This window comes from Streptomyces xinghaiensis S187, assembly GCF_000220705.2.
Taxonomy (GTDB): domain Bacteria; phylum Actinomycetota; class Actinomycetes; order Streptomycetales; family Streptomycetaceae; genus Streptomyces; species Streptomyces xinghaiensis.
In genome coordinates, this window is the sequence record NZ_CP023202.1 from 5,192,458 (window position 1) to 5,212,793 (window position 20,336).

A 20,336-nucleotide genomic window follows, 5' to 3' on the forward strand; every position below is an offset into this window, starting at 1 on the left:
CGCGCCCTACTCGTTCTTCCCGGCGCCCTGTCCGCCCTTGCGCGCGGCCTTGTCGGTCATGTCGGCCGTGTCGGCGGCGGGCGGCGGCTCGACGTCCACCTCCGTGCCGAAGTCGCCGAGCTTGAGCGTCGTGGCGACGGTGACCCGCTCGGGACTCGCGCTCCGCCCCTCGCCCGGCGCGGAGGCGTCGACGTCGAGTTCCATCTTCTGCTGGCGGAGCCGCCCCTCGTCGTCCAGCCAGATGTGCAGCGGCAGGGTGTCGCCGACCGTGTCCCGCAGCGCCTCGCCCATCAGTTCGTTGTTCCGCACCAGCGACCGCACGTCCACGTCCACCTCGTAGTGCGTCGTCGCCGTGGAGCCGAGGGTCTCCTCGCCGATCCTCTCCACGTCCTTCTCGGTGATGCCCTTCGCGTAGGCGAGGGCGGCGGCCGGGTCGGCGATCTGGGCGCCGGTGCCCGCCTGCGCGCCGAGCTTCCGGAGGTCGTAGCTCATCCAGGTCTTGCCGTCGGGCAGTTGCTGCCGCTGCCCGGCGGACGGTTTCTGGTAGACGATGCCGTCCACGGTGCGCTGCTCGATCCGGGCGCCCGGGGCCTTCAGGACCATCTCACTGGTGCCGCTCTTGAGGTCGATGACGCCGGAGCCGCGCATGACGGCGTCCTCCTCCCCGGTCCCGACCTCGGTGACCAGGGTGATCTCGGCCGTCCCGGCCTCGGCCGTCTTCTGGTAGGCGGCGGCGACCGTGCCGCCCTCTCCGCCCGCGGCGCCGTCCGCCTCACCGCCGCCTTTCCTGTCGCCGTCCTCGTCCGTCCGGGCCGGTCCGGGCGAGGCGTCGGGGCTCGCCGCCCCGTCCTCGGGGCCGCAGCCCGCCAGCAGTCCAGTGACCAGCAGTCCGCCGGCCGCGGCCGCCGTGATCCGAACGCGCTTGTCCGTACGCATCGCAGAGCCTCCCTGTGGATGTCCGGAAGACGCCCTCGCGGAACCATGCCGCGGCGCGTGCGCCGGTGGCGCGGCAGAGGGCGGTCCGATGCCCTTTCGGCAGCGCGGCTACCCGGCGGACCACCCCTCCATGCGGGACGGAGGAGGGCGTCCGGACGTTCGGTCGCGGTGGGGAAGCGGAGGGTGACGGCCCCGTCCAGAAAGTGGGCGCAGGACCCTCGTACGGGGCATGTGCCGTGCCTCACACTGGTGTGCGGTGCCTGATTCCTCGGAGCGCGGCGGGTCCGGTCGACCGGTTCCCGGCCCCCGCGGATCCGCTCCTGGCGTACGGGACGGCCGGCGGCTGGGCCGCGGCCGTTCCGCCGTCGCACGCCGCCCCGACCCGGCAGCGATCCTCCTGGAGGCCGCCCCGTGCAGACCCATACCCTCAGCGGCACGGCGGCGGCCGTGTCCCCGCTGACCGTCCCGCCGCACCATCCCGGGGCGGCGGACGGCACGCCGCCCGGCGACTCCGCCGGTCCCGCCGACCCGGCCGAGGACACCGAACCGCCGCCGGACGGCGCTCCGCCGGGCGGCGCCCCGCCCGAGGACGCGTTCCCCGGCGGCCTCCCGGCCGGCGACCCCGCCGTCGCGGACGCCGAGCCGGATGAGGGCCCGGATGCCGTTCCGGACGCGGCCCCGGATGCCGTCCCGGACGCCGAGCCCCCGCCCGCGCCCGCCCGCGCGGGTGACGGCACCGCCCGCTCCGATCCCTCCGGCCCCTCCTCCGACCTCTTCCGCCAGTACCTGCGCGAGATCGGCCGCATCCCGCTGCTCTCGGCCGCCGAGGAGGTGGAGCTCGCGACCCGCGTGGAGGCCGGGCTCTTCGCCGAGGACAAGCTGAGCCGCTTCCCCGACCTCGACTCCCGGCTGGCCGACGAACTGGACCAGCTGGTGGTGCTCGGCCGGATGGCCAAACGCCGGCTGATCGAGGCCAATCTGCGGCTCGTCGTCTCCGTCGCCAAGCGCTATGTCGGCCGTGGGCTGACCATGCTCGACCTCGTCCAGGAGGGCAACCTCGGCCTCATCCGCGCCGTCGAGAAGTTCGACTACGCCCGCGGGTACAAGTTCTCCACCTACGCCACCTGGTGGATACGGCAGGCCATGTCCCGGGCCCTCGCCGACCAGGCGCGCACCATCCGGGTCCCCGTCCACGTCGTCGAACTGATCAACCGCGTCATCCGGGTACAGCGCCGCATCCTGCAGGAGCGCGGTCACGAGCCGGCGGCCGAGGAGGTCGCCGCCCATCTCGGCCTCACCCCGGAGCGGGTGGACGAGGTGCTGCGCCTCGCCCAGGAGCCGGTCTCCCTGCACGCGCCGGTCGGCGAGGAGGACGACGTGGCCTTCGGCGACCTCATCGAGGACGGCGACGCCGCGTCCCCCGTCGAGTCCGCCGCCTTCCTGCTGCTCCGCGAACATCTCGACCATGTGCTCTCCACGCTCGGCGAACGGGAGCGCAGAGTCGTCCAGTTGCGCTACGGACTGGTCGACGGACGGCCGCGCACGCTGGAGGAGATCGGGCAGATCTTCGGGGTGACCCGGGAACGCATCCGGCAGATCGAGTCCAAGACCCTCGGCAGACTCCGCGAACACAGCTACGCCGACCAGCTCCGCGGCTACCTCGACTGAGCCCCGGCAGGCCGCCCGCCGCAGGCATGCCGCCCCGCAGCACCGCCTCCCTTCCCGCGGATCCCGGACCGGCACCGGCGGTCCAACGACTCGGCGGCAACCCGCCCCCGCCCTTGGCCCGCGGGCAGCGGTGGTGTGGGGTGAGGACATGAGACGCCGAAACACCCCGGCCCGCGCCCTGGTGGCCTGCGCCGTCCTGGCACTGCTCACGGCCTGCGGCGGCGGGACCGCCGAACGGGCGCGCCCGTCGGGTAGTTCCTCCGGCGGCACAGAGGAGAACGGAGACCCGGTGGCCACACCGACGGCCTCCCGCCCGCCCGCCGAGGGCAAGGGCTCGGAAGATCCGGACGACATCAACGGCGACGGCCACCGCGACCTGCTCATCCCGGTGGGCGGCGGCTCCGGGGCCGGCGAGCGGACACCACGCCAGGTGGCCGTCGTCTTCGGCTCTGCCGGGGGCCCGGACCCCGCCACGCGGACCGTCCACGACCGCGCGAGCCTGGTGCCGCGCCCGCGGGAGCCGGACCGGGCGCCCCGGAACGGGATCGGTCCGGCCCAGATCACCACCGCCGATCTGGACGGCGACGGCTACCCCGACTTCGTCACCCAGTACAGCGAACCCCTGACGCGGGAGGAGTCGCAGCGGGACACCAGCGGTCATGCCCAGCGCTCCGCTCTCGCGGTGAGCTGGGGCGGACCGGCCGGCCCGGCCGGACCGCGCGACGGCACCCCGCCGACCACCGTCCGCCCGGCGGGGAACACGGCCGCCGGCGGCCTCGACGCGGCGGTGCGCGGTGACTTCGACGGCGACGGCCACCACGACCTCGCGGCGCTGCGGCAGGACGGCACGGCGGTGCTCATCCTCCACGGCCCGTTCTCCCGCTCCGGCGTCCCCGCGCGCACCGACACCCGTCCGGGCACGCGGGACGCGCGCCGGCTGATCGCGGACGACATCGACCCCACGGGCGAGCCCCGCGCCACCGGCCTGCTGGTGCACCGGGGCGGGGACGGCGAACAGGTCGGCGGCCTCTTCTACACGGCCCGCCGGGGCAGCGGCCTGGCCGCCTCCGGCGAGGAAGTGCGCAAGGGCAACGCCGTGGCCTTCGGCGATTTCGACGGGGACGGCCGCCGCGATCTGGCCGTCGGTGACGACGGCAGCCGCAACGACGAGCCCGGCTACCGCACCGAGGCACCCGAGGTGCACGCCTCCCTGGCGGTCCATCCCGGCACGGGCGGCCCCCCGCGCACGGTGCAGCTCCCGGAGACCCGGAAACCGTACGGGCCGGGCGGCTACAGCGCGGCCGACCCGGACGGCGACGGCCGGGACGCGCTGCTGGTCGCCACCGACGACGGGGCCCTCCTGATCGACCTGCTCGACGGCGACGGCGACCGGCGCACGGAGGTGCTGCGCCTCGGGCCCGCCCGCGTGCCGGGCGAGCCGGACGGGAAGAGCGGCAAGAGCGGCAAGCCCGGGAAAAGCCGCACGGTGCCCGCCGAGGACCGGGAGGCACGCCCGTACGGTGCCGCCGACTTCGACGGCGACGGCCGGGACGAACTCGTCCTGAACTGGGCGGCCCACAGCCTCTTCGGCTTCTACGGTGAGGACCCCACGCACTGGTGGATCACCCGGGGGACCGGACCCGGGAACATGACGGCCTTCACGACCACACCGTTCCTGGACGGCGACACTGCCGGTGCCGGCGACGGCGGTTGAGGAAACCGGGCCGGGGCCGGGGCCGGACCGGGACGGGGGCGGGGCGGGCCTCGTACGGCGCCCGCACGGGCCCGGAACCCCGGCCCGGAACCCGCCCGGTCCCGCCGTCAGTCCACCTCCGCGACCGCCTCCGCGAACTGCGCCGCGTACAGCCGTGCGTAGGCGCCGCCCGCGGCCAGCAGGCTCTCGTGTGTGCCCTGTTCGACGATCGCGCCGGACTCCATGACGAGGATGACGTCGGCGTCGCGGATCGTGGACAGCCGGTGCGCGATGACGAAGCTCGTGCGCCCCGCGCTGAGCCCGGCCATGGCGTGCTGGATCAGCACCTCCGTGCGGGTGTCGACGGAACTCGTCGCCTCGTCCAGCACCAGGATCACCGGGTCGGAGAGGAACGCCCGTGCGATGGTGAGGAGTTGCTTCTCGCCCGCGCTGACGCCGGTGCCGTCGTCGTCGATCACGGTGTCGTAGCCCTCGGGCAGGGTGCGGACGAAGCGGTCCGCGTGCGCGGCCCGCGCCGCCTCCTCGACCCGCTCCCGGCTCACCGCCCCCGGGTCCGCCGCCCCGTACGCGATGTTCTCCGCGATGGTGCCGCCGAACAGCCAGGTGTCCTGGAGGACCATGCCGATCCGGGAGCGAAGCTCCTCGCGCGGCAGCGCGGCGATGTCCGTGCCGTCCAGGGTGATCCGCCCGCCCGTCACCTCGTAGAACCGCATCAGCAGATTGACGAGGGTGGTCTTGCCGGCGCCGGTCGGGCCGACGATCGCGACGGTCTGCCCGGGCTCGACGGTCACCGACAGGTCCTCGATGAGCGGCTTCTCCGGCCGGTAGCGGAACGCGACGTGCTCCAGGGCGACCCGGCCGCCGCGCGCCGCGGACCGCCCGGGCCCCGCCGGGGACGGGAGCGGGGCCGGCGACGGCCCGTCCGGCTCCTGCTCCTCCTCGTCCAGCAGCCCGAAGACGCGTTCGGCCGAGGCGACCCCCGACTGCAGCAGGTTGGCCATGCTCGCCACCTGCGTCAGCGGCTGGCTGAACTGCCGCGAGTACTGGATGAACGCCTGCACGTCCCCGATGGACAGCGCGCCCGAGGCCACCCGCAGCCCGCCGGCCACCGCCACCAGCACATAGCTGAGATTGCCGATGAACATCATCGCCGGCTGCATGATCCCGCTGATGAACTGGGCCCGGAAACCGGAGCGGTACAGCGCCTCGTTCTGCTCGCGGAACGCCTCCGCCGACTCCCGCTGCCGCCCGAAGACCTTCACCAGGGCGTGCCCGGTGTACATCTCCTCGATGTGCGCGTTGAGCTGCCCGGTGGTCTTCCACTGCGCCACGAACTGCGGCTGCGCCCGCTTGCCCACGGCCGCCGCGACCGCCACCGACACCGGCACGGTGACCAGCGCGACCAGGGCCAGCAGCGGCGACACCCAGAACATCATCGCCAGCACCCCGACCACCGTCAGCAGCGCGTTGAGCAGCTGGCTCATCGTCTGCTGGAGTGTCTGCGCGATGTTGTCGATGTCGTTGGTGGCCCGGCTGAGCACCTCGCCGCGCGGCTGCCGGTCGAAGTACGCCAGCGGCAGCCGGGACAGCTTGGCCTGCACGTCCTCCCGCATCCGGAAGACGGTGCGGTTGATGGCGAGGGCGGCCAGCCTGCCCTGGACGAGCATGAAGAGGCCGGCGGCCGCGTAGACGGCCAGCGCGGTCAGCAGGACGGCGCCCACCGCGTCGAAGTCGATGCCCTGCCCGGGGGTGAAGTCCATCGCGGAGAGCATGTCGGCGATGTTGCCGTCGCCCGCGCGGCGCGCGTTCTCCACCACCTCCTCCTGGGTGGCGCCCTCCGGCGTCCGCCGGCCGATCACTCCGGCGAACACCAGGTCGGTGGCGCGGCCCAGGATGAGCGGCCCGGCCACGGAGAGCGCGATGCCGGCCGCGCTCATCGCCAGCATGGCCCAGAGCACCGCTCGTTCGGGGCGCAGCCGGCGCAGCAGCCGCCGTCCGGAGCCCTTGAAGTCCATGGACCGTTCGACGGGGCCGCCCATCATCCGCCCGGCCGGGCCGGGCAGGGGCGCCGGGGGACGGCGGGCGGCCGGGGTCTGCTGCGCGGTCACGCCGCGGCCTCCTCTTCGGTGAGCTGGGAGAGCACGATCTCCCGGTAGGTGGCGTTGCCCGCCATCAGTTCGCGGTGGGTGCCGGTGCCGACGACGCGGCCCTCGTCGAGGACGACGATGCGGTCGGCCTCGCGGATGGTGCTCACCCGCTGCGCGACGATCAGCACCGTCGCCTCGGCCGTCTCGCGCGCCAGAGCGGCCCGCAGCGCGGCGTCGGTGGCGTAGTCGAGGGCGGAGAAGGAGTCGTCGAAGAGGTAGATCTCCGGGCGCCGCACCAGGGCGCGGGCGATGGCCAGCCGCTGCCGCTGCCCGCCGGAGACGTTGGAGCCGCCCTGCGCGATCGGCGCCTCCAGACCCGAGCCGGTTCCCCCCTCGGCCGCCTCGGTGCCCAGCCGTTCGACGAACTCCCGCGCCTGGGCGACCTCCAGGGCGTGCCACAGCTCCTCGTCGGTCGCCTCGGGATTGCCGTAGCGGAGATTGGAGGCCACCGTGCCGGAGAAGAGGTACGGCTTCTGCGGCACCAGCCCGACCGTCTCGGCCAGCAGCACGGGGTCCAGCCGCTTCACGTCCACGCCGTCGACCAGGACCTCGCCCTCGGTGGCGTCGATCAGCCGGGGTATGAGGTGCAGCAGCGTGCTCTTGCCGCTGCCGGTGGAGCCGATCACGGCCGTGGTCTCCCCGGGCCGGGCGGTCAGGGTGACGTCCCGCAGCACCGCGTCCTCGGCGCCGGGGTAGCTGAAGCCCGCGCCGCGCAGCTCCAGCGTTCCGTGCCGGCGCAGGGCGCGCACCGGATCGGCGGGCGGGACGACGCCCGGCTCGGTGGTCAGCACCTCCTGGATCCGCTCGGCGCAGACCTCGGCGCGCGGCACCATCATGAACATGAAGGTGGCCATCATCACCGACATCAGGATCTGCATCAGATAGGAGAGGAAGGCGGTGAGCGCGCCGATCTGCATGCCGCCGCTGTCGATCCGGTGGGCGCCGAACCAGAGCACGGCCACCCCGGCGACGTTCACCACCGTCATCACCAGCGGGAACATGAAGGCGAGCAGCCGGCCGGTGCTCAGCGAGACGTCGGTCAGCTCGGCGTTGGCCCGTTCGAAGCGCAGCCGCTCGTAGTCGTCCTTGACGAAGGCGCGGATGACGCGGATGCCGGTGATCTGCTCCCGCAGCACCCGGTTGACGGTGTCCAGCCGCTCCTGCACCAGGCGGAACAGCGGGCGCAGCAGCCGCACGACCACGGCCACCGCGATGCCCAGCACCGGCACCACGGCCACCAGCAGGCCGGACAGCGGCACGTCCTGGCCGAGGGCCATCACGATGCCCCCGACGCCCATGATGGGCGCGGCGACCATCAGCGTGAACGACATCAGCACCAGCATCTGCACCTGCTGGACGTCGTTGGTGGTCCGGGTGATCAGCGAGGGCGCTCCGAAGTGGCCGACCTCGCGCGCGGAGAAGCTCTGCACCCGGTCGAACACGGCGGCCCGGACGTCCCGGCCGACGGCCATGGCGGTCCGGGCGGCGAAGTACACCGCGCCGATGGTGCACACGGCCTGGACCAGGGTGACCGCGACCATGACGCCGCCGGTGCGCAGGATGTGCCCGGTGTCGCCCATCACCACGCCGTTGTCGATGATGTCCGCGTTGAGCGCGGGCAGATAGAGGGCCGCGAGCGTCTGCGTGAACTGGAGCAGGACGATCAGCAGCACGGGTCGCCGGTACGGGGCGAGGCGGGAGCGCATCAGTCGGAACAGCACGGGGATCTCTCATCGGAGCGGGGCGGTGGGGCCGAGGCAGTGGGGCGAGGCGGTAACGCGGCGCGGGGGACCGGACGGGCGGACGGCAGCGCCTGCGGCGGGGACGGGGCCGGGCCCCGGGCGGGCCCGGCCGGGGGCCGCCGGTCGAAAGCGCGTCGCAATCCTCCGTCATCCGGCCGTCGAACGCGCTCGAATTCCGGCAATGCCGCGCTGCTTACGCGCACGGCGTACAGAGGCAACCATCAGGCGGCCCGGAACCGTCTTCCCCAGTGAGCCCCGGCACAGCACGCGCAGGACGAGGTCCCACGGCGGGCGAGCGCGAGCACGGCGGGACCCCGGGCCGTCACTGGCCCGAGTAGATGAACCCGGCCCAGTAGTAGGGCGCCCGGACCGTCCCGTCCTCCCTGGTCATCAGCGCCTCCTGCGCGGTGCGGAGCGCGGCGGCGGGGGAGAGGCCCCCGGTCAGCGCGGCGTAGAAGTGCCCCATCAGCCTGCCGGTCCACTCCTCGTCCACGCTCCACAGCGTGGAGATCACGCCCCGCCAGCCCAGCTGCAGGAAGGCGGCGGGGAAGCCCGTGCACTCGTCGGGCAGCCCGGTACCCGGCAGCGCCGTCTCGCAGGCCGACAGCACCGCCAGCTCGCCGCGGGCCGCGCCCGGTTCGTCGAGGAGCTCCCCCACGGTCAGATCCTTGTCCGCCAGCACGAGGGCGCTCTCCCGGGGCTCGAACATGTTGACGTAGCCGTGGCAGGAAACATGGGCGACCCGGGCCGTGTGCAGGGCCGAGCGCACCGCCGCGTGCCGCGCCTGGGCCCCGGCGAGCGTGCGGCACCGGGGGAAGGCGCCGAGCACGGCCGCGCGTTCGGACTCCCCGGCCCGGAGGGCGTCCGGCGTACCGGCGGAGGGGTCGTCGACGAACACGACCCCCGAGCCGTCGCGTTCCGTACCGTCGTCCAGCGGCCGGAACAGGGTCGCGGCGGTCGGCACGTACCGGAGGAGCAGCCTCCGCGCGGCGGGCGTACGGCCACCGGACGGCGCGGGCACCACCGCCGCGTGCAGGGGCACCAGGGACCACAGACCGCCGGGCACCACGATCACCTCCGCCGCGTCGCCCACCAGCTCGGCCAGCGGCCCGACGAGCGCTCCTCCGGCCCAGCCGCACAGCGCGTTGAGCTGCCCGCGCCACCGGCGGTGCGACTCCTCGGCGGGCTCGTCGCGGCGGTCCCGGTAGGCTGCGACATAGGGCTCCAGCGCGGCCAGCAGCTCGGCGGAACGGAGCTCCGGCAGGGTGCGGGCGGTGTACCGCCCCGCGCGGAGGGCGATCAGCGCGGTGCCGAAATCGGTGGTCTGCACATGGACGAGTGCGCTGCCCTCGGGCAGCGGGGGCAGCGGCGCGGTCTCCCCGTCCCCGATCCCCGGCTCCGGTGGCGGCATGCCGGCGGCCGTACCGATCCGGCGCAGCAGCCCGGCGAGCCGGGCCCGGTCCCGGCGGTGCTCCTCCGTGGCGCGCAGCCCGGCGAACGGGTCGTCTCCGGCCTCCGCGAGGCCGGCGAGCCGCGCCCGCACCTCCCGCAGTTCGTCCGCGGCTCCGCCCGCACCGGCCGCGCGGGCCCGCCGGTCGACGCTCTCGTGCGTCAGCAGCGCGGAGCGCAGCCGCAGGGCCCGCCCGCGCTCCAGTACGGCGGCCGCCTCGGCGGGCCGGTCCAGACGGGCCAGCGCGTACCCGGCCAGCCCGTACGCGGCCGTGACCCGGCGGAGCCGGCTCTCCCGGTCGGCGTCGGTACGCTGCTCCGCCAGCAGCCGGCCGGCGGCCTCCACAGCCTGCCGCGCGGATGACGCCGCGGTCTCCCAGTTCCCGCGCCCCGCCGACCGGACGGCCAGATCGAGCGCCGCACGGAAGGCGGTGCTCGGAGTGACGGAGAGCCCCAGCCGGATGGCGTCGCGGTAGTACGTGTGACCGCGCCGGCGGGCCCGCACCCGGGCCCGCCGCGTCCCCGCGCCGTCCGAGACGGTGAGCCAGGCCGCTGCCATGTGCGCCATCAGCGACGGAAGGCTCATCACCCCGGGCCCGGTGCGCAGCAGCTCCCGGCCGTGCCCGATCAGCTCGCGGGCCGCCGCCCCGTCGCCCTCCCCGACCCGGGAGCCCAGCGCCTCCACCAGCGTGATCCGGGCCGAGCGGCGGATCTCCTCGCGCGGTGACGACTCCGCCAGGGCCCGCGTGATCTCCTCCACCCTGGACAGGTAACCGTCGTCGCCGTCCCCGCCCGCGTCGCCGTCCCCGCCCGCGCCCAGGTGGTGCAGGCTGAGGAGGATGTCGGCGCGGTCCGAGAGCATCCGCTCCCGTTCGTCCTCGTCGGTGTTGGGGAACTCCAGCGCTCCGGTGTTCAGGGACAGCGCCTCTTCCAGGTCGGCCGGGTCGTCGGTGGCCCGGTGCCGTGCCCGCAGCAGGTTGGCCAGGGAGGCCATCGCCAGGGCGCGTTCGGCGTGCCGCTCCGGCAGCAGACCGAGCTGCGTGCGGGCCGCCGCCTCGGCCGCGCGCAGCTCGGTTCGGTCGCCCCCGCGCTGGTACTCGGTCAGATGGCTGCCCGACACGGCACCGAGGAGCGAGGCCCGCTCCGGGGAACTCTCCGGCAGGGTCTCCGCGGCGGAGAACAGCACCCGCCGTCCCTCCCGCAGGTCCTCCAGGGCCCCGGTGAGGTACGAGCGCTCCCGCAGGCTCTCCGCGTACTGGTAGCGGAAGGCCCACTCGTCGCTCGTGCCGGCCCCGGCCCGCACCGCGTCGCCGGCCGCCGCCACGGCCTCGTGCATCAGTTCGGGCCGCTGTGTCTGCCGCCACTGGCGCATCAGCAGAGCGGACAGGTCGTGGGCGTGGGAGGCCCGGCGCGGACAGTGGCGCGGCAGCCGGCCGAGCTCGCTCCGCAGCACGGTGACGGCCCGCGTGCAGTCCTCCTCGGCCATCGCGGCCTGCACCGCCTCGACGGCGGCATCTTGCGGGCTTCCGGCATCCTCCGGAATCCCGGCGTCCGCCGCTCCGTCCGGCGGCCCGGCGGGTTCCGCCGCCCCGTCCGCCGGCTCCGCCTCCGCGCGGGCCCTCAGATCCTCCGCGCGGGCCCGCGCCGTCTCGTCCCCCGTGAACCGGTACAGGTCGTGCAGGACCACGAGGTGGTTGCCCAGAATGCGGTGCCGCAGATCCGGGTCGCCCGCCGCCGCGGGCCACGCCGCCTCGTAGTCCTCCGCCGCCGCGCGCAGATCACCGGGGTCGCCCTGCCACGGATAGCGGTCGCCGAGCGCGTTGCCCCGCGCCAGCAGGGTGACCGCGCGGTCCTCCCCGTCGGAAGCGGCGGCGAGGGCGCCGGTGAGCGTGCCGATGGCGCGGTCGAGCGCGTCCGCGTCCCGGCGCGACCGGAAGAGCCGGATCTCGGTACGGGCCAGAGCGCGCAGCAGGCCCCCGGCCGCGTGCGGGGCGGAAGGGGCGGCGTCGCGGACGGCGGTGAGGACCCGCCGCGCCCGGTCGAGGTCGGCTTCGTCACCGAGGGCGTCGAAACGCTGCACGAGCCAGACGCCGAGGTCCGAGGCGTACACCACCCGGTCACCCGCCGACGCGGCTTCGTCCAGACGGCGTGTGAGGTCCGCGATGGCGAAGTGCCCCACCGGGTTGAAGGCTTCCGTCTCGCGGGCCGCCTCGACGGCACCGACGGCGAGGACCCGGCCGAGGACGTGGTAGTGCTCGAAGTGCCGCTGCCGCTCGGCCAGTCCGGGGTCGGCCAGCCACCGTTCGAGCAGCGCGACGGCCGTCTCCAGCACGGGGACGCCGTCCGCTGCGGCCAGGCGGCAGGTGGCGGGCCAGTCCGGTGCCGCGTACACCCGGTCGAGCAAGGCCCCGGCCTCGCCGGGCGTCACCTCCGCCCCCGTCACGGTCCCGCCTCCGCGGTCGCGGCGGGCGGCTCGCCGGCCCGGGGCGGAGCGGCCGGGCGCGGCGGGACGGCGGGGCGTGGCGGGACGGCGGGCGGTGCCGGCACGACCGGTGGTGCGGCGGACGGCCGGGGCGGTGCGGCGGGAGGCGGCGGCGCGGCGGGAGGCGGCGGTAACGCCCGCGGGGAAGGCACGGGCGGCCCGGCGGTGGGCGGCCGGACCGGCGGAGAACCGGCCGCCGCCGAGGGGGACGCGGCCACCGGCCGGTAGGCGACCTGCAGATACACCGACTGATCGAGCCGTACGACCACCCGGTCCCAGTCGTCCAGCGGAATCACCGCGCCCCCCTTGGGCTTGACCGTCAGTCCGGGCTTCCACAGCACCAGCACGGCATCCGCCGGATCGGCCGAGGCGGCCGGCCAGTGCCGGACGTAGCCCGACACCCGGGTGCCGTCCTGCAGCCGGACGGACACATAGGGAACCCGGTCCTCCGGCAGGTCCTTGTCGAACACCAGCCGCCAGGGATGCACCGGGTGGTAGCGGGAGCGGGACGGCCGGTGCCCCAGCCGCCCCGCCGCCCAGGCCAGCACGCACGCCAGCGCCACATGGAGGAGCACCGTCCGGGCGATGACGGGGAGGTGCCGGGCGGGGTAGCCGTCCGGTCCGGCCGGACGGGCGAGCCACGCGCCCGCGTCCGGCAGCAGCCCGTGCCGGGCGCCGCCCAGCAAAGCGAGCAGGCACAGCGAGACCGCCGTGAAGAAGGCGCCCGCCACCATGATCCTGGAGGCCTCGCGGAACGCGGTCTCCGGGTAGGACCGGCCGCCCCGCTCCCGGGCGAACTCGTGGACCATCCCGGGAATCACCAGCAGGACGAACACCACGACCGCCACCGAGGCGGTGAAGACCGTCACGGCGATCCGTCGCTACTCGCCGCTGTGCGGGACGTCCGGGGTGCCGGTGTCGTCGATCTCGCCCGAGGTGTCCGCCGGGCCCTTCTCGCGGACGCCACCGTCGAGGTCGTCCCCGTCGTCGTAGAAGTCGTCCTCGCTGTCGCCGGGCCGATCCCCGGCCGGAGTCCCGGATGCCACGCTCGTCCTCCCGCCCGCCCCACCGCGCGCCAACCGCGCCCGGTTCACAGAGTCCCCGGAAAATACCCACCCCGCCCGACTCCGGACAACTCGATCACCGCGGCCCGGGACCGGCGCGGCGGGCGGCCGGCGGCAACGAGGCCACGGCCGGCGGAGGCCACCCCGTCGGCGCGGGCCGCGCCACTCCCCCGGAGGGCCGGCCGGCCGCCCCGTCCGCCAGGGCGGCCCGTGCCCGTGCGGCCGCTCCGCGACGGGCCTCAGTACGCGGGCCCGGACGGGCCGAACGCTCCCGGATAGGTCTGCTCCCGCACCGCCGCGTACTGCTGCCGCACGGCCTGGCCGACCGCCAGGTCGTCGCCCGGGTCGAGCACCTCCGCCGCGGCGCCCTGCCACTGCGGCGGCTCCTGCGGCGACAGCGTGCCCTGTGCCACCCCGAGCGCCCAGGCCGCCTGCCGGGCCGCGCCCAGCGCCGCGTAGTCCGCCGGCTGCGGTATGACGATCCTGGCGCCCAGCAGCGCCGGGGCCATGGCCTGGACGGCGGGCAGCGCGGCGGCGGAGCCGAGCAGGAAGACCCGCCGCACCTGGACGCCCCGCCCGCGCAGCACGTCCAGCGCGTCGGAGATCCCGCAGAGCATCCCCTCGAACGCGGCGCGCGCCAGATGCTCCGGCTTCATGCTCTCCCGGCGCAGCCCGGACAGCGTGCCGGCGGTGTGCGGAAGATACGGCGTGCGCTCACCCTCCAGATACGGCAGCAGCACCAGTCCGTGCGAGCCGGGCGTCGACTTCAGCGCCAGCAGGGAGAGCCCCTCGGGGTCGGTGCCCAGCAGCTCGGCGGTGCCGCGCAGGACGCGGGCGGCGTTCGAGACGTGCACCACCGGGAGATGCATCCCCGTCGCGTCGGCGAAGGAGGTGATCGTCCCCGTCGGGTCCACCAGCGCCTCGTGGTGGACGGCGAAGATCGACCCGGAGGCCCCCAGGGACACCACCGCGTCCCCGAGGCCGACCCCCAGCCCGAACGACGCCGCCATCGTCTCGCCCGTCCCGGGAGAGATCAGCAGCCCTTCGGGGGTGTAGCCGGCGGCCTCGGCCGGGCCCAGGACGTCCGGCAGCTCGACCTGCCGTCTGAGCGCCAGTTCGACCAGGTCCGGCCGGTAGGCGCCGGTCGCGGCCGACCAGTAGCCGGTGCCGGAGGCGCCGCCCCGGTCGGTCGTCTTGCGCGGCGGCCGCCCCATCAGCTGCCAGACCAGCCAGTCGTGCGGCTGGAGAATGGTGGCCGTCCGGGCCGCGGACTCCGGTTCGTTCCGCGCCAGCCAGCGCAGCTTCGCCACGGGCTGCGCCGCCTCCGGTACGGAGCCGACGGCCTCCGCCCACGCGGCGCGGCCGCCGAGCGCGTCCACCAGATCGGCGGCCGCGGCCTGGGCGCGCTTGTCGTTGCCGAGCAGAGCCGGCCGGACGAGCTCGCCGGCGGCGTCCAGCGTCAGCAGGGTGTGCTGCTGGGCGGAGACCCCGATGGCCTGGACGCCTTCGAGCACGCCGCCCGCCGCCGCCTCGCCCAGCGACACCAGCCAGGACTGGGGATCGATCTCGGTCCGCTTCCCGCCCGCCCCGGCGTAGCCGTCACCGGGGTGCGGCGCGTACCCCTGTCTGATGACGGCACCGGTGCCGCTGTCGCAGACGACGATCCGTGTGTAGTCGGACGAACTGTCCAATCCGGCAACGATCCCCATGGCTCCAGATGATGCCCTACCGCTGTGACCACCACCTGTCGGCGCCGCCCGGCCCGCCGCCCCCGGCCCGGCGCGCACCCCGCGCGGCGCCGGCCGGGGCGGGCCGGGCCGGGCCGGAGGAGCGGGCCCAGAAGAAAGGCCGCCACCGCGCGAGGCGGAAGAACCCGCCCCGCGCGGCAGCGGCCGCCCCTGTGATGTGAGGGGTCAGGTGCCCCAGCCGTCCTCCACCGCCGAAGCCGCCGTCCCGCCCCGCTGCTCCCGGAGCGAACGCACCCGCTCCGAGACCGGGCCCGGCAGGCGGTCGCCGAACTTGCTGTCGACCGTCACGGCCGCCTTGGAGGCGGCCTGGCGGCCGCTCTGGGCGGCGGACTCGGCCGCGTTGCGGACTGCCGGGTTCTGCGCCGCCTGCCGCGCCATCCTGCGCAGCTGTTCGTAGCGCTCCCTACCGGCCCGGGAGCCGAGGACGTAACCGACGGCCAGTCCGGTCATGAACGTGAGCCGGTACCGCATGGCTTCCACCTTCCTTCGATGCGTACTGGGCGCCTGCCCCGGCCGCCGGGAGCTGATGCGAATACGGATTTCGGAGCACGCCCTGCCATGCGCTAATGTATTGCTCGCAGCGAGGGAACGCCCCCGGGAGAACCGTCCGGGCGGGACCGCGCAGAGCAGTCCCCTGTAGCTCAATTGGCAGAGCAGCCGGCTGTTAACCGGCAGGTTACTGGTTCGAGTCCAGTCGGGGGAGCGCGCCGTACGAGTACAGCAGGAGGGCCCCGGTTCGGGGCCCTTTTTCTTGTGCCGTACGCGGGTGGAACCGCCGCGCGGCGTAGATCGTCCTCACAGGCAGCCCAGCGCAGCCCGTACGGGCGGCAGATCGTATGAGCGGCTATGCTGCGGCAGACGGCGCGCACACATGTGCGCGACGCGCCGTGAGGGGCGGTAGCTCAGCCGGTTAGAGCAGCGGACTCATAATCCGTCGGTCGTGGGTTCGAGTCCCACCCGCCCCACTCGGCGAACCGGGGAGAACGCCTCCGCCCGGTTCCCGGCCTCGGGAGGGATCCCCTCCGAGTCCCCTCCGGACCCCTCCCGGTCGTGGTGAAGCCGACAGGGTCCGGACAGCTACGAAGAGTCCTTCGGCCTCTCGGGCAGCCGCGCCGCGAACATCCCGATCCCCGGCCGACGGCGCCGCGTCCGCCCCTGCTGCGGTGACTCACAGATCGTCGGGCAGGAGCCGGAACGCCGGATGGCCGGTCAAGGGGCGGACCATGCGGAAGTGGCGGTCGGTGGTGAAGACGGCGTCGGTGCGATAGGCGGCGGCGAGGGCGACGTTCATCGCGTCCGTCAGGCCGATGCCTTTGCCGTTGTCGGCGTCCGCGTATCCCTCGGCGACTGCGATCGCCGTGTTCAGGTGTTCGCCGGCGGAGGGCACCTCGAAACGGCGCGTCGCCACGTTGCGTTCGATGAACCGGGCTGCGGTCAGGGCTTTGCGGCCCCCTGCGCGCGCTGTGATCAGGTAGTCCAGTTCGGCCAGAACCATGGGGGAGACGATGAGGTGGCTGATCACCGTCAGGGCCTTCTTGTGCTCCTGGTGTCCGGCGAGCCCGGGGTCGAGCAGGCGGTACAGGCCGTTGGTGTCGGCGATGGCGACCAGGGTCACGCGCCCATCCCCTTGAGCGTGTCCTCGATCTCCTCGTCGGTGAGCTCGGGAAGGCCGAGGTCGGGCAGGTCGATCTCTCCCATGGGATCGGTGGGGTACGGGGGGATGTCGAGGTCGCTTATGGGGACGACCCGCGCGACGGGGGTGCCGTTCTTCGTGACGGTGACGGTCTCACCGCGGGCCGCGGCGGCGAGGATTTGCGAGGACTTCTGGTTGAACTCGCGAGCAGTGGTCTCCATGTAGTACATGTTACTACGTCTGAGCGGTCCGGGTGCGGCGAGCTGGAGACCGCCGCGTCTCTGCGGCGAGCGAGCGGCGGAGGGCGTGCGGTGCTCAACCGGGGCGCGGCATACCCGAGTTGGGGGTGAAGATCGTCGCCTCGTAGGATCCGGCGATGATCAGAAGAAAATGGCCGGCGGCCGTGGTGTGCGGGGTGCTCGCCGCCCTGGCCGCCGGGCTCGTCCCGGCCGGTGCGGCGGCGGACGAGCCGGCGGAGAAAGAAGCCCCCAAGGTCGAGCTGGTGCTCGATGTCAGCGGCTCCATGCGCGAACGCGACATCGACGGCCGGTCCCGTATGGCGGCGGCGAAACAGGCGTTCGGTGAGGTGCTGGACGCGGTTCCGGACGAGGTGCGGCTCGGCATCCGCACCCTCGGCGCCAACTACCCCGGCGACGACCGGCGCACCGGCTGCAAGGACACCGAACAGCTCTACCCCGTCGGCCCCCTCGACCGCACCGAGGCGAAGACCGCGGTGGCCACGCTGGCGCCCACCGGCTGGACGCCGATCGGCCCCGCGCTGCTGAAGGCCGCCGACGACCTGGAGGGCGGTGACGCCACCCGCCGGATCGTGCTCATCACCGACGGCGAGGACACCTGCGCCCCGCTCGACCCCTGCGAGGTTGCGCGCGAGCTGGCGGCGAAGGGGATCGGCCTCACCATCGACACCCTCGGACTGGTCCCCGACGCCAAGACCCGGCGGCAGCTCGTCTGCATCGCCGAGGCCACCGGCGGCACCTACACCTCCGTCCAGCACACCGAGGAACTGTCCGGCCGGGTGAAACAGCTGGTGGACCGCGCGGCCGCCCCCGTCGTCACCCCCCAGCCCACCGAGGGCGCGGACGAGTGCGCCGAGGCACCCACGCTCGAACCCGGCCTCTACACCGACCGCGAGGAGTTCGGCGAGCACCGCTGGTACCGGGTGGAGGTCCCGGCCGGCCGTGAGCTGCGCGCCTCGGTGAGCATCGGCGCCGACCGGGCGGTCGACAACGACTACGGCGTGCTGCTGCGGGCCGTGACCGTGCACGGCAGGGAGATCGTCCGGGGCTCGGAGGCGGGCGACGGGCGCACGGACGTCATCTCGGCCGGTCTGCGCTACCCCACGACCATCCCGGAGGACGCGGATGCGGACGCGGACGGGGAGGGGGACGGGAAGCCGTCGAGTGAGACCGTCTGCCTGCGGGTCAGCAACTCCTTCTCGGCGCCCGCCTCGGTGAAGACCACACCGGGCCTGCCCCTCGAACTGACCGTCGATCTCGTGGACGGTCCCGACGAGGCGGCCGACCCCGCCGCCTTCGGCCTCGGCCGGGGGCTGTGGCTGCTGGGCGTTCTCGCGCTCACCGGCCTGGCCGCCGGTCTGCTGTGGGGCCTGGTCGCACGCCGCCGTACCGACCTCGGGAGGAACAGCTGATGCGGGGGACGAGAGCGCTGCGCGTCCTGGCCGGTGCCGTACTGACCGGGGCAGCCCTCCTCGCCACGGCGGGGACGGCCACGGCCGACGACCCGTCCGCGAGTCCGGGCGCCGGCGGGGAGGACGGAGCGCCGACGGCGGCGGGCACCACCTTCCGCCTGGCGACGCCGATCCGGCAGGGGGAGCGGGCCGCCGCCGAGGGGTCGGCGGGTGACTACTTCTACTGGGTCCTCCCCGCCGACGCCGGGCAGCGGGTCACCGTGACGGCCACCGTGAAGCTGCCCGAGTCCGCCGGCCGCCAGGGTGCGTCCCGCTGGCGGATCGATGTCCACGACGGGCTGCGCCGCCGCCAGGCGTGCGTCCACGGCAGCCAGACCCGGTCGGTGCCGGCGGACGCCGCCTCGGTGCAGCTGGCCTGCACCCTGCGGACCGTGCGGGCGTGGGCGGAGCCGTGGAGCGACGCTCCTCTGCCGGGCAGCTACTACATCCGGCTGACGGTCGTCGATCTGCCGCAGCGGGACCTCGGACTGCCGGTGCGGGCGGAGATCGAGGCCACCTCCGTGGACGCGGGCGGCGCCCATGCCGTGGACGGGAAGCTCTCCACGCCGCTCGTCCCGCTGACCGTCACCGGGCCGGAACGGGAGGACCGGGACTCCGCACAGGAGGAGCAGGAGGAGCAGGAGGAGCAGGAGGAGCAGGAGGAGACGGCGCAGGCCGCCGGCGCGCCCGAGGACGGCTGGTCCTCCGGATGGTGGACGGACCGCTGGATCTGGACCGCCGCCGGGGGCCTGCTCGCGGCGTTCACCACCGCGGCCGGATACTCCCTGGCCCGTGGTCCCGGCCGTCGGCCGGGCGCCCCGCCCCGGGCCTGACGCCCCGGTCCGGCCCGTACGGCGGGGGCGGCGGCGATGCCGCCGGCCGGTGCCGTACGGGCCCGGAGGGCCGGGCGCCAGCCCTCCGGGAACGCGGGCATCCCGCCGTGCGGCGCCCGTGAGCACCGGGGCAGCCGGCCTCCCCGGCCGCCGGGAGGGCTCCGTCACCGTCTCCGTCACCGCCTTCGCCGGGCCGCCCCTGGAACCGCCTGCGTCGCCCGTAACCCGGCCGCATCCGCCACCGCGCCGTGAGCACCCGGCGGAGGACGGACGGCCGGGGCGTGGCCCGCGCGGTCGTGGGCACTCGTGCGGGCAAGCGCGGCAACCGAAGCAGGCGAGGCGGGGCAGCCCCTCCCGGCCGCGCTCGGACCAGCGGAGGAGTGGACGGTGATGCCGGCATGAGCGGTGCCAACGGGAAGCCGGGACAGGGCGGCAAGGCCGGGCGCGGACGGGAGAAAGCGCTGGTCCGGGCCCTGCTGCAGGAGGAGGGGCGGACGTACGCGGAGGAGGCCGGGGTCCGGCTGAAGGACGCGCCCCAGCCGCTCTACCAGCTGATGGTGCTGTCCCATCTGCTGTCGGCGCGGATCCGCGCCGACGTCGCGGTGGCCGCCGCCCGCGCGCTCTTCGAGGACGGGATGCGCACCCCGCGCCGGATGGCGGACGCGAGCTGGCAGGAGCGGGTGGACGCGCTGGGCAAGGGCCACTACCGGCGCTATGACGAGCGGACGGCCACCCAGCTCGGCGACGGCGCCGGACTGGTGCTGGAGAAGTACCGCGGTGACCTGCGGCGGATGCGCGAGGAGGCGCGGCGGCGGGCGGACGGCGACGGGGCGGACGAGACGGCCGCCGAGCGGGAACTGCTGCAAGAGGCCCCCGGCATCGGCCCGGCGGGGGCGGACATCTTCCTCCGGGAGGTGCAGGGCGTCTGGCCGGAGGTCCGGCCCCACATCGACGGCAAGGCGCTGGACGGCGCCGCGCGGCTCGGCCTGCCGGACTCGCCCGGTGCCCTCGCGCGCCTCGTCGGCGAGGAGGACCTGCCGAGGCTCGCGGCGGGCCTGGTACGCGTCGCGCTCGACAAGGGCGCGGCCGAGCGGGTGCGGGAGGCGGCCGGCGTGTGATCCCCGTTACGGGCCCGGGGCGCGGGTGAGCCGGGACGGTCACTTCGGCGGTCGCTTCGCTTGTGACGTTCCGTGACGGAGACCGGAGCGGCGG

General features: G+C 74.8%; 15 protein-coding genes and 2 tRNA genes. 7 read left to right on the plus strand and 10 right to left on the minus strand.

The annotated features are described in order from the left end of the window. Positions 1-6 precede the first annotated feature (6 nt). Positions 7-936 (minus strand): SCO4651 family lipoprotein, encoded by a 930-nt coding sequence (locus tag SXIN_RS22140; protein WP_019706124.1) that lies wholly within the window; start codon positions 934-936, stop codon positions 7-9. A gap of 411 nt (positions 937-1,347) precedes the next feature. On the opposite strand from SXIN_RS22140, the gene SXIN_RS22145 reads away from it, so the two are divergent. Both SXIN_RS22145 and SXIN_RS22150 read left to right on the plus strand, forming a co-directional pair. Beyond that, positions 1,348-2,604, plus strand: a complete 1,257-nt coding sequence (locus SXIN_RS22145; RefSeq protein ID WP_095757419.1) for an RNA polymerase sigma factor — start codon at positions 1,348-1,350, stop codon at positions 2,602-2,604. Positions 2,605-2,752: 148 nt separating this feature from the next. Then, on the plus strand, positions 2,753-4,318 hold the full coding sequence (locus tag SXIN_RS22150) for a VCBS repeat-containing protein (RefSeq protein WP_050930831.1): 1,566 nt from the start codon (positions 2,753-2,755) through the stop codon (positions 4,316-4,318). Between the two features lie 107 nt (positions 4,319-4,425). Here the strand turns inward: SXIN_RS22150 and SXIN_RS22155 are convergent, their stop codons facing one another. From SXIN_RS22155 to SXIN_RS32805, 7 genes are all read right to left on the minus strand, one after another. Further along, the gene (locus SXIN_RS22155) at positions 4,426-6,381 is read right to left on the minus strand and encodes an ABC transporter ATP-binding protein (protein ID WP_039821359.1); all 1,956 of its coding nucleotides are present in this window, start codon (positions 6,379-6,381) and stop codon (positions 4,426-4,428) included. A gap of 41 nt (positions 6,382-6,422) precedes the next feature. After that, positions 6,423-8,186 carry an ABC transporter ATP-binding protein gene (locus SXIN_RS22160; RefSeq protein WP_019709152.1) on the minus strand — a complete coding sequence of 588 codons (1,764 nt, stop codon included), beginning with the start codon at positions 8,184-8,186 and terminating at the stop codon, positions 6,423-6,425. A 343-nt stretch (positions 8,187-8,529) separates the two neighbouring features. Then, a complete protein-coding gene (locus tag SXIN_RS22165; protein ID WP_095757420.1) occupies positions 8,530-12,099 on the minus strand; it encodes a CHAT domain-containing protein in 3,570 nt (1,189 codons plus the stop codon). Beyond that, a complete protein-coding gene (locus SXIN_RS22170; RefSeq protein ID WP_095757421.1) occupies positions 12,096-13,007 on the minus strand; it encodes a DUF6338 family protein in 912 nt (303 codons plus the stop codon). Before SXIN_RS22170 ends, SXIN_RS22165 begins: the two co-directional genes overlap by 4 nt. Positions 13,008-13,019: 12 nt before the next feature. Beyond that, entirely contained in the window at positions 13,020-13,184 is a 165-nt protein-coding gene (locus tag SXIN_RS31350) for a hypothetical protein (protein ID WP_019706219.1), read from the minus strand. Between the two features lie 257 nt (positions 13,185-13,441). After that, positions 13,442-14,911: an FGGY family carbohydrate kinase gene (locus SXIN_RS22175; RefSeq protein WP_095757422.1), complete on the minus strand. Its 1,470-nt coding sequence runs from the start codon at positions 14,909-14,911 to the stop codon at positions 13,442-13,444. Between the two features lie 204 nt (positions 14,912-15,115). Then, positions 15,116-15,421 (minus strand): hypothetical protein, encoded by a 306-nt coding sequence (locus SXIN_RS32805; RefSeq protein ID WP_019709154.1) that lies wholly within the window; start codon positions 15,419-15,421, stop codon positions 15,116-15,118. A 159-nt stretch (positions 15,422-15,580) separates the two neighbouring features. Between SXIN_RS32805 and SXIN_RS22185 the strand changes: the two genes are divergently transcribed. Together SXIN_RS22185 and SXIN_RS22190 are read left to right on the plus strand one after the other, a co-directional pair. Beyond that, a tRNA-Asn gene (locus SXIN_RS22185) sits at positions 15,581-15,653 on the plus strand. Positions 15,654-15,841: 188 nt separating this feature from the next. After that, a tRNA-Ile gene (locus tag SXIN_RS22190) sits at positions 15,842-15,915 on the plus strand. A 203-nt stretch (positions 15,916-16,118) separates the two neighbouring features. Here SXIN_RS22190 and SXIN_RS22195 read toward each other — a convergent pair. Both SXIN_RS22195 and SXIN_RS22200 read right to left on the minus strand, forming a co-directional pair. After that, positions 16,119-16,565: a PIN domain-containing protein gene (locus tag SXIN_RS22195; RefSeq protein WP_019709155.1), complete on the minus strand. Its 447-nt coding sequence runs from the start codon at positions 16,563-16,565 to the stop codon at positions 16,119-16,121. Beyond that, entirely contained in the window at positions 16,562-16,804 is a 243-nt protein-coding gene (locus tag SXIN_RS22200; RefSeq protein ID WP_039821370.1) for a type II toxin-antitoxin system Phd/YefM family antitoxin, read from the minus strand. The genes SXIN_RS22195 and SXIN_RS22200 overlap by 4 nt, the downstream gene beginning before the upstream one ends. 155 nt (positions 16,805-16,959) lie before the next feature. On the opposite strand from SXIN_RS22200, the gene SXIN_RS22205 reads away from it, so the two are divergent. The 3 genes from SXIN_RS22205 to SXIN_RS22215 all read left to right on the plus strand — a co-directional run bounded on the left by SXIN_RS22205 (position 16,960) and on the right by SXIN_RS22215 (position 20,242). Then, a complete protein-coding gene (locus SXIN_RS22205) occupies positions 16,960-18,252 on the plus strand; it encodes a VWA domain-containing protein (protein ID WP_039821368.1) in 1,293 nt (430 codons plus the stop codon). Beyond that, positions 18,252-19,124 (plus strand): hypothetical protein, encoded by an 873-nt coding sequence (locus SXIN_RS22210; RefSeq protein WP_019709158.1) that lies wholly within the window; start codon positions 18,252-18,254, stop codon positions 19,122-19,124. The genes SXIN_RS22205 and SXIN_RS22210 overlap by 1 nt, the downstream gene beginning before the upstream one ends. 398 nt (positions 19,125-19,522) lie before the next feature. After that, positions 19,523-20,242 (plus strand): endonuclease, encoded by a 720-nt coding sequence (locus tag SXIN_RS22215; protein WP_095757423.1) that lies wholly within the window; start codon positions 19,523-19,525, stop codon positions 20,240-20,242. The last annotated feature ends 94 nt before the right edge of the window (positions 20,243-20,336 follow it).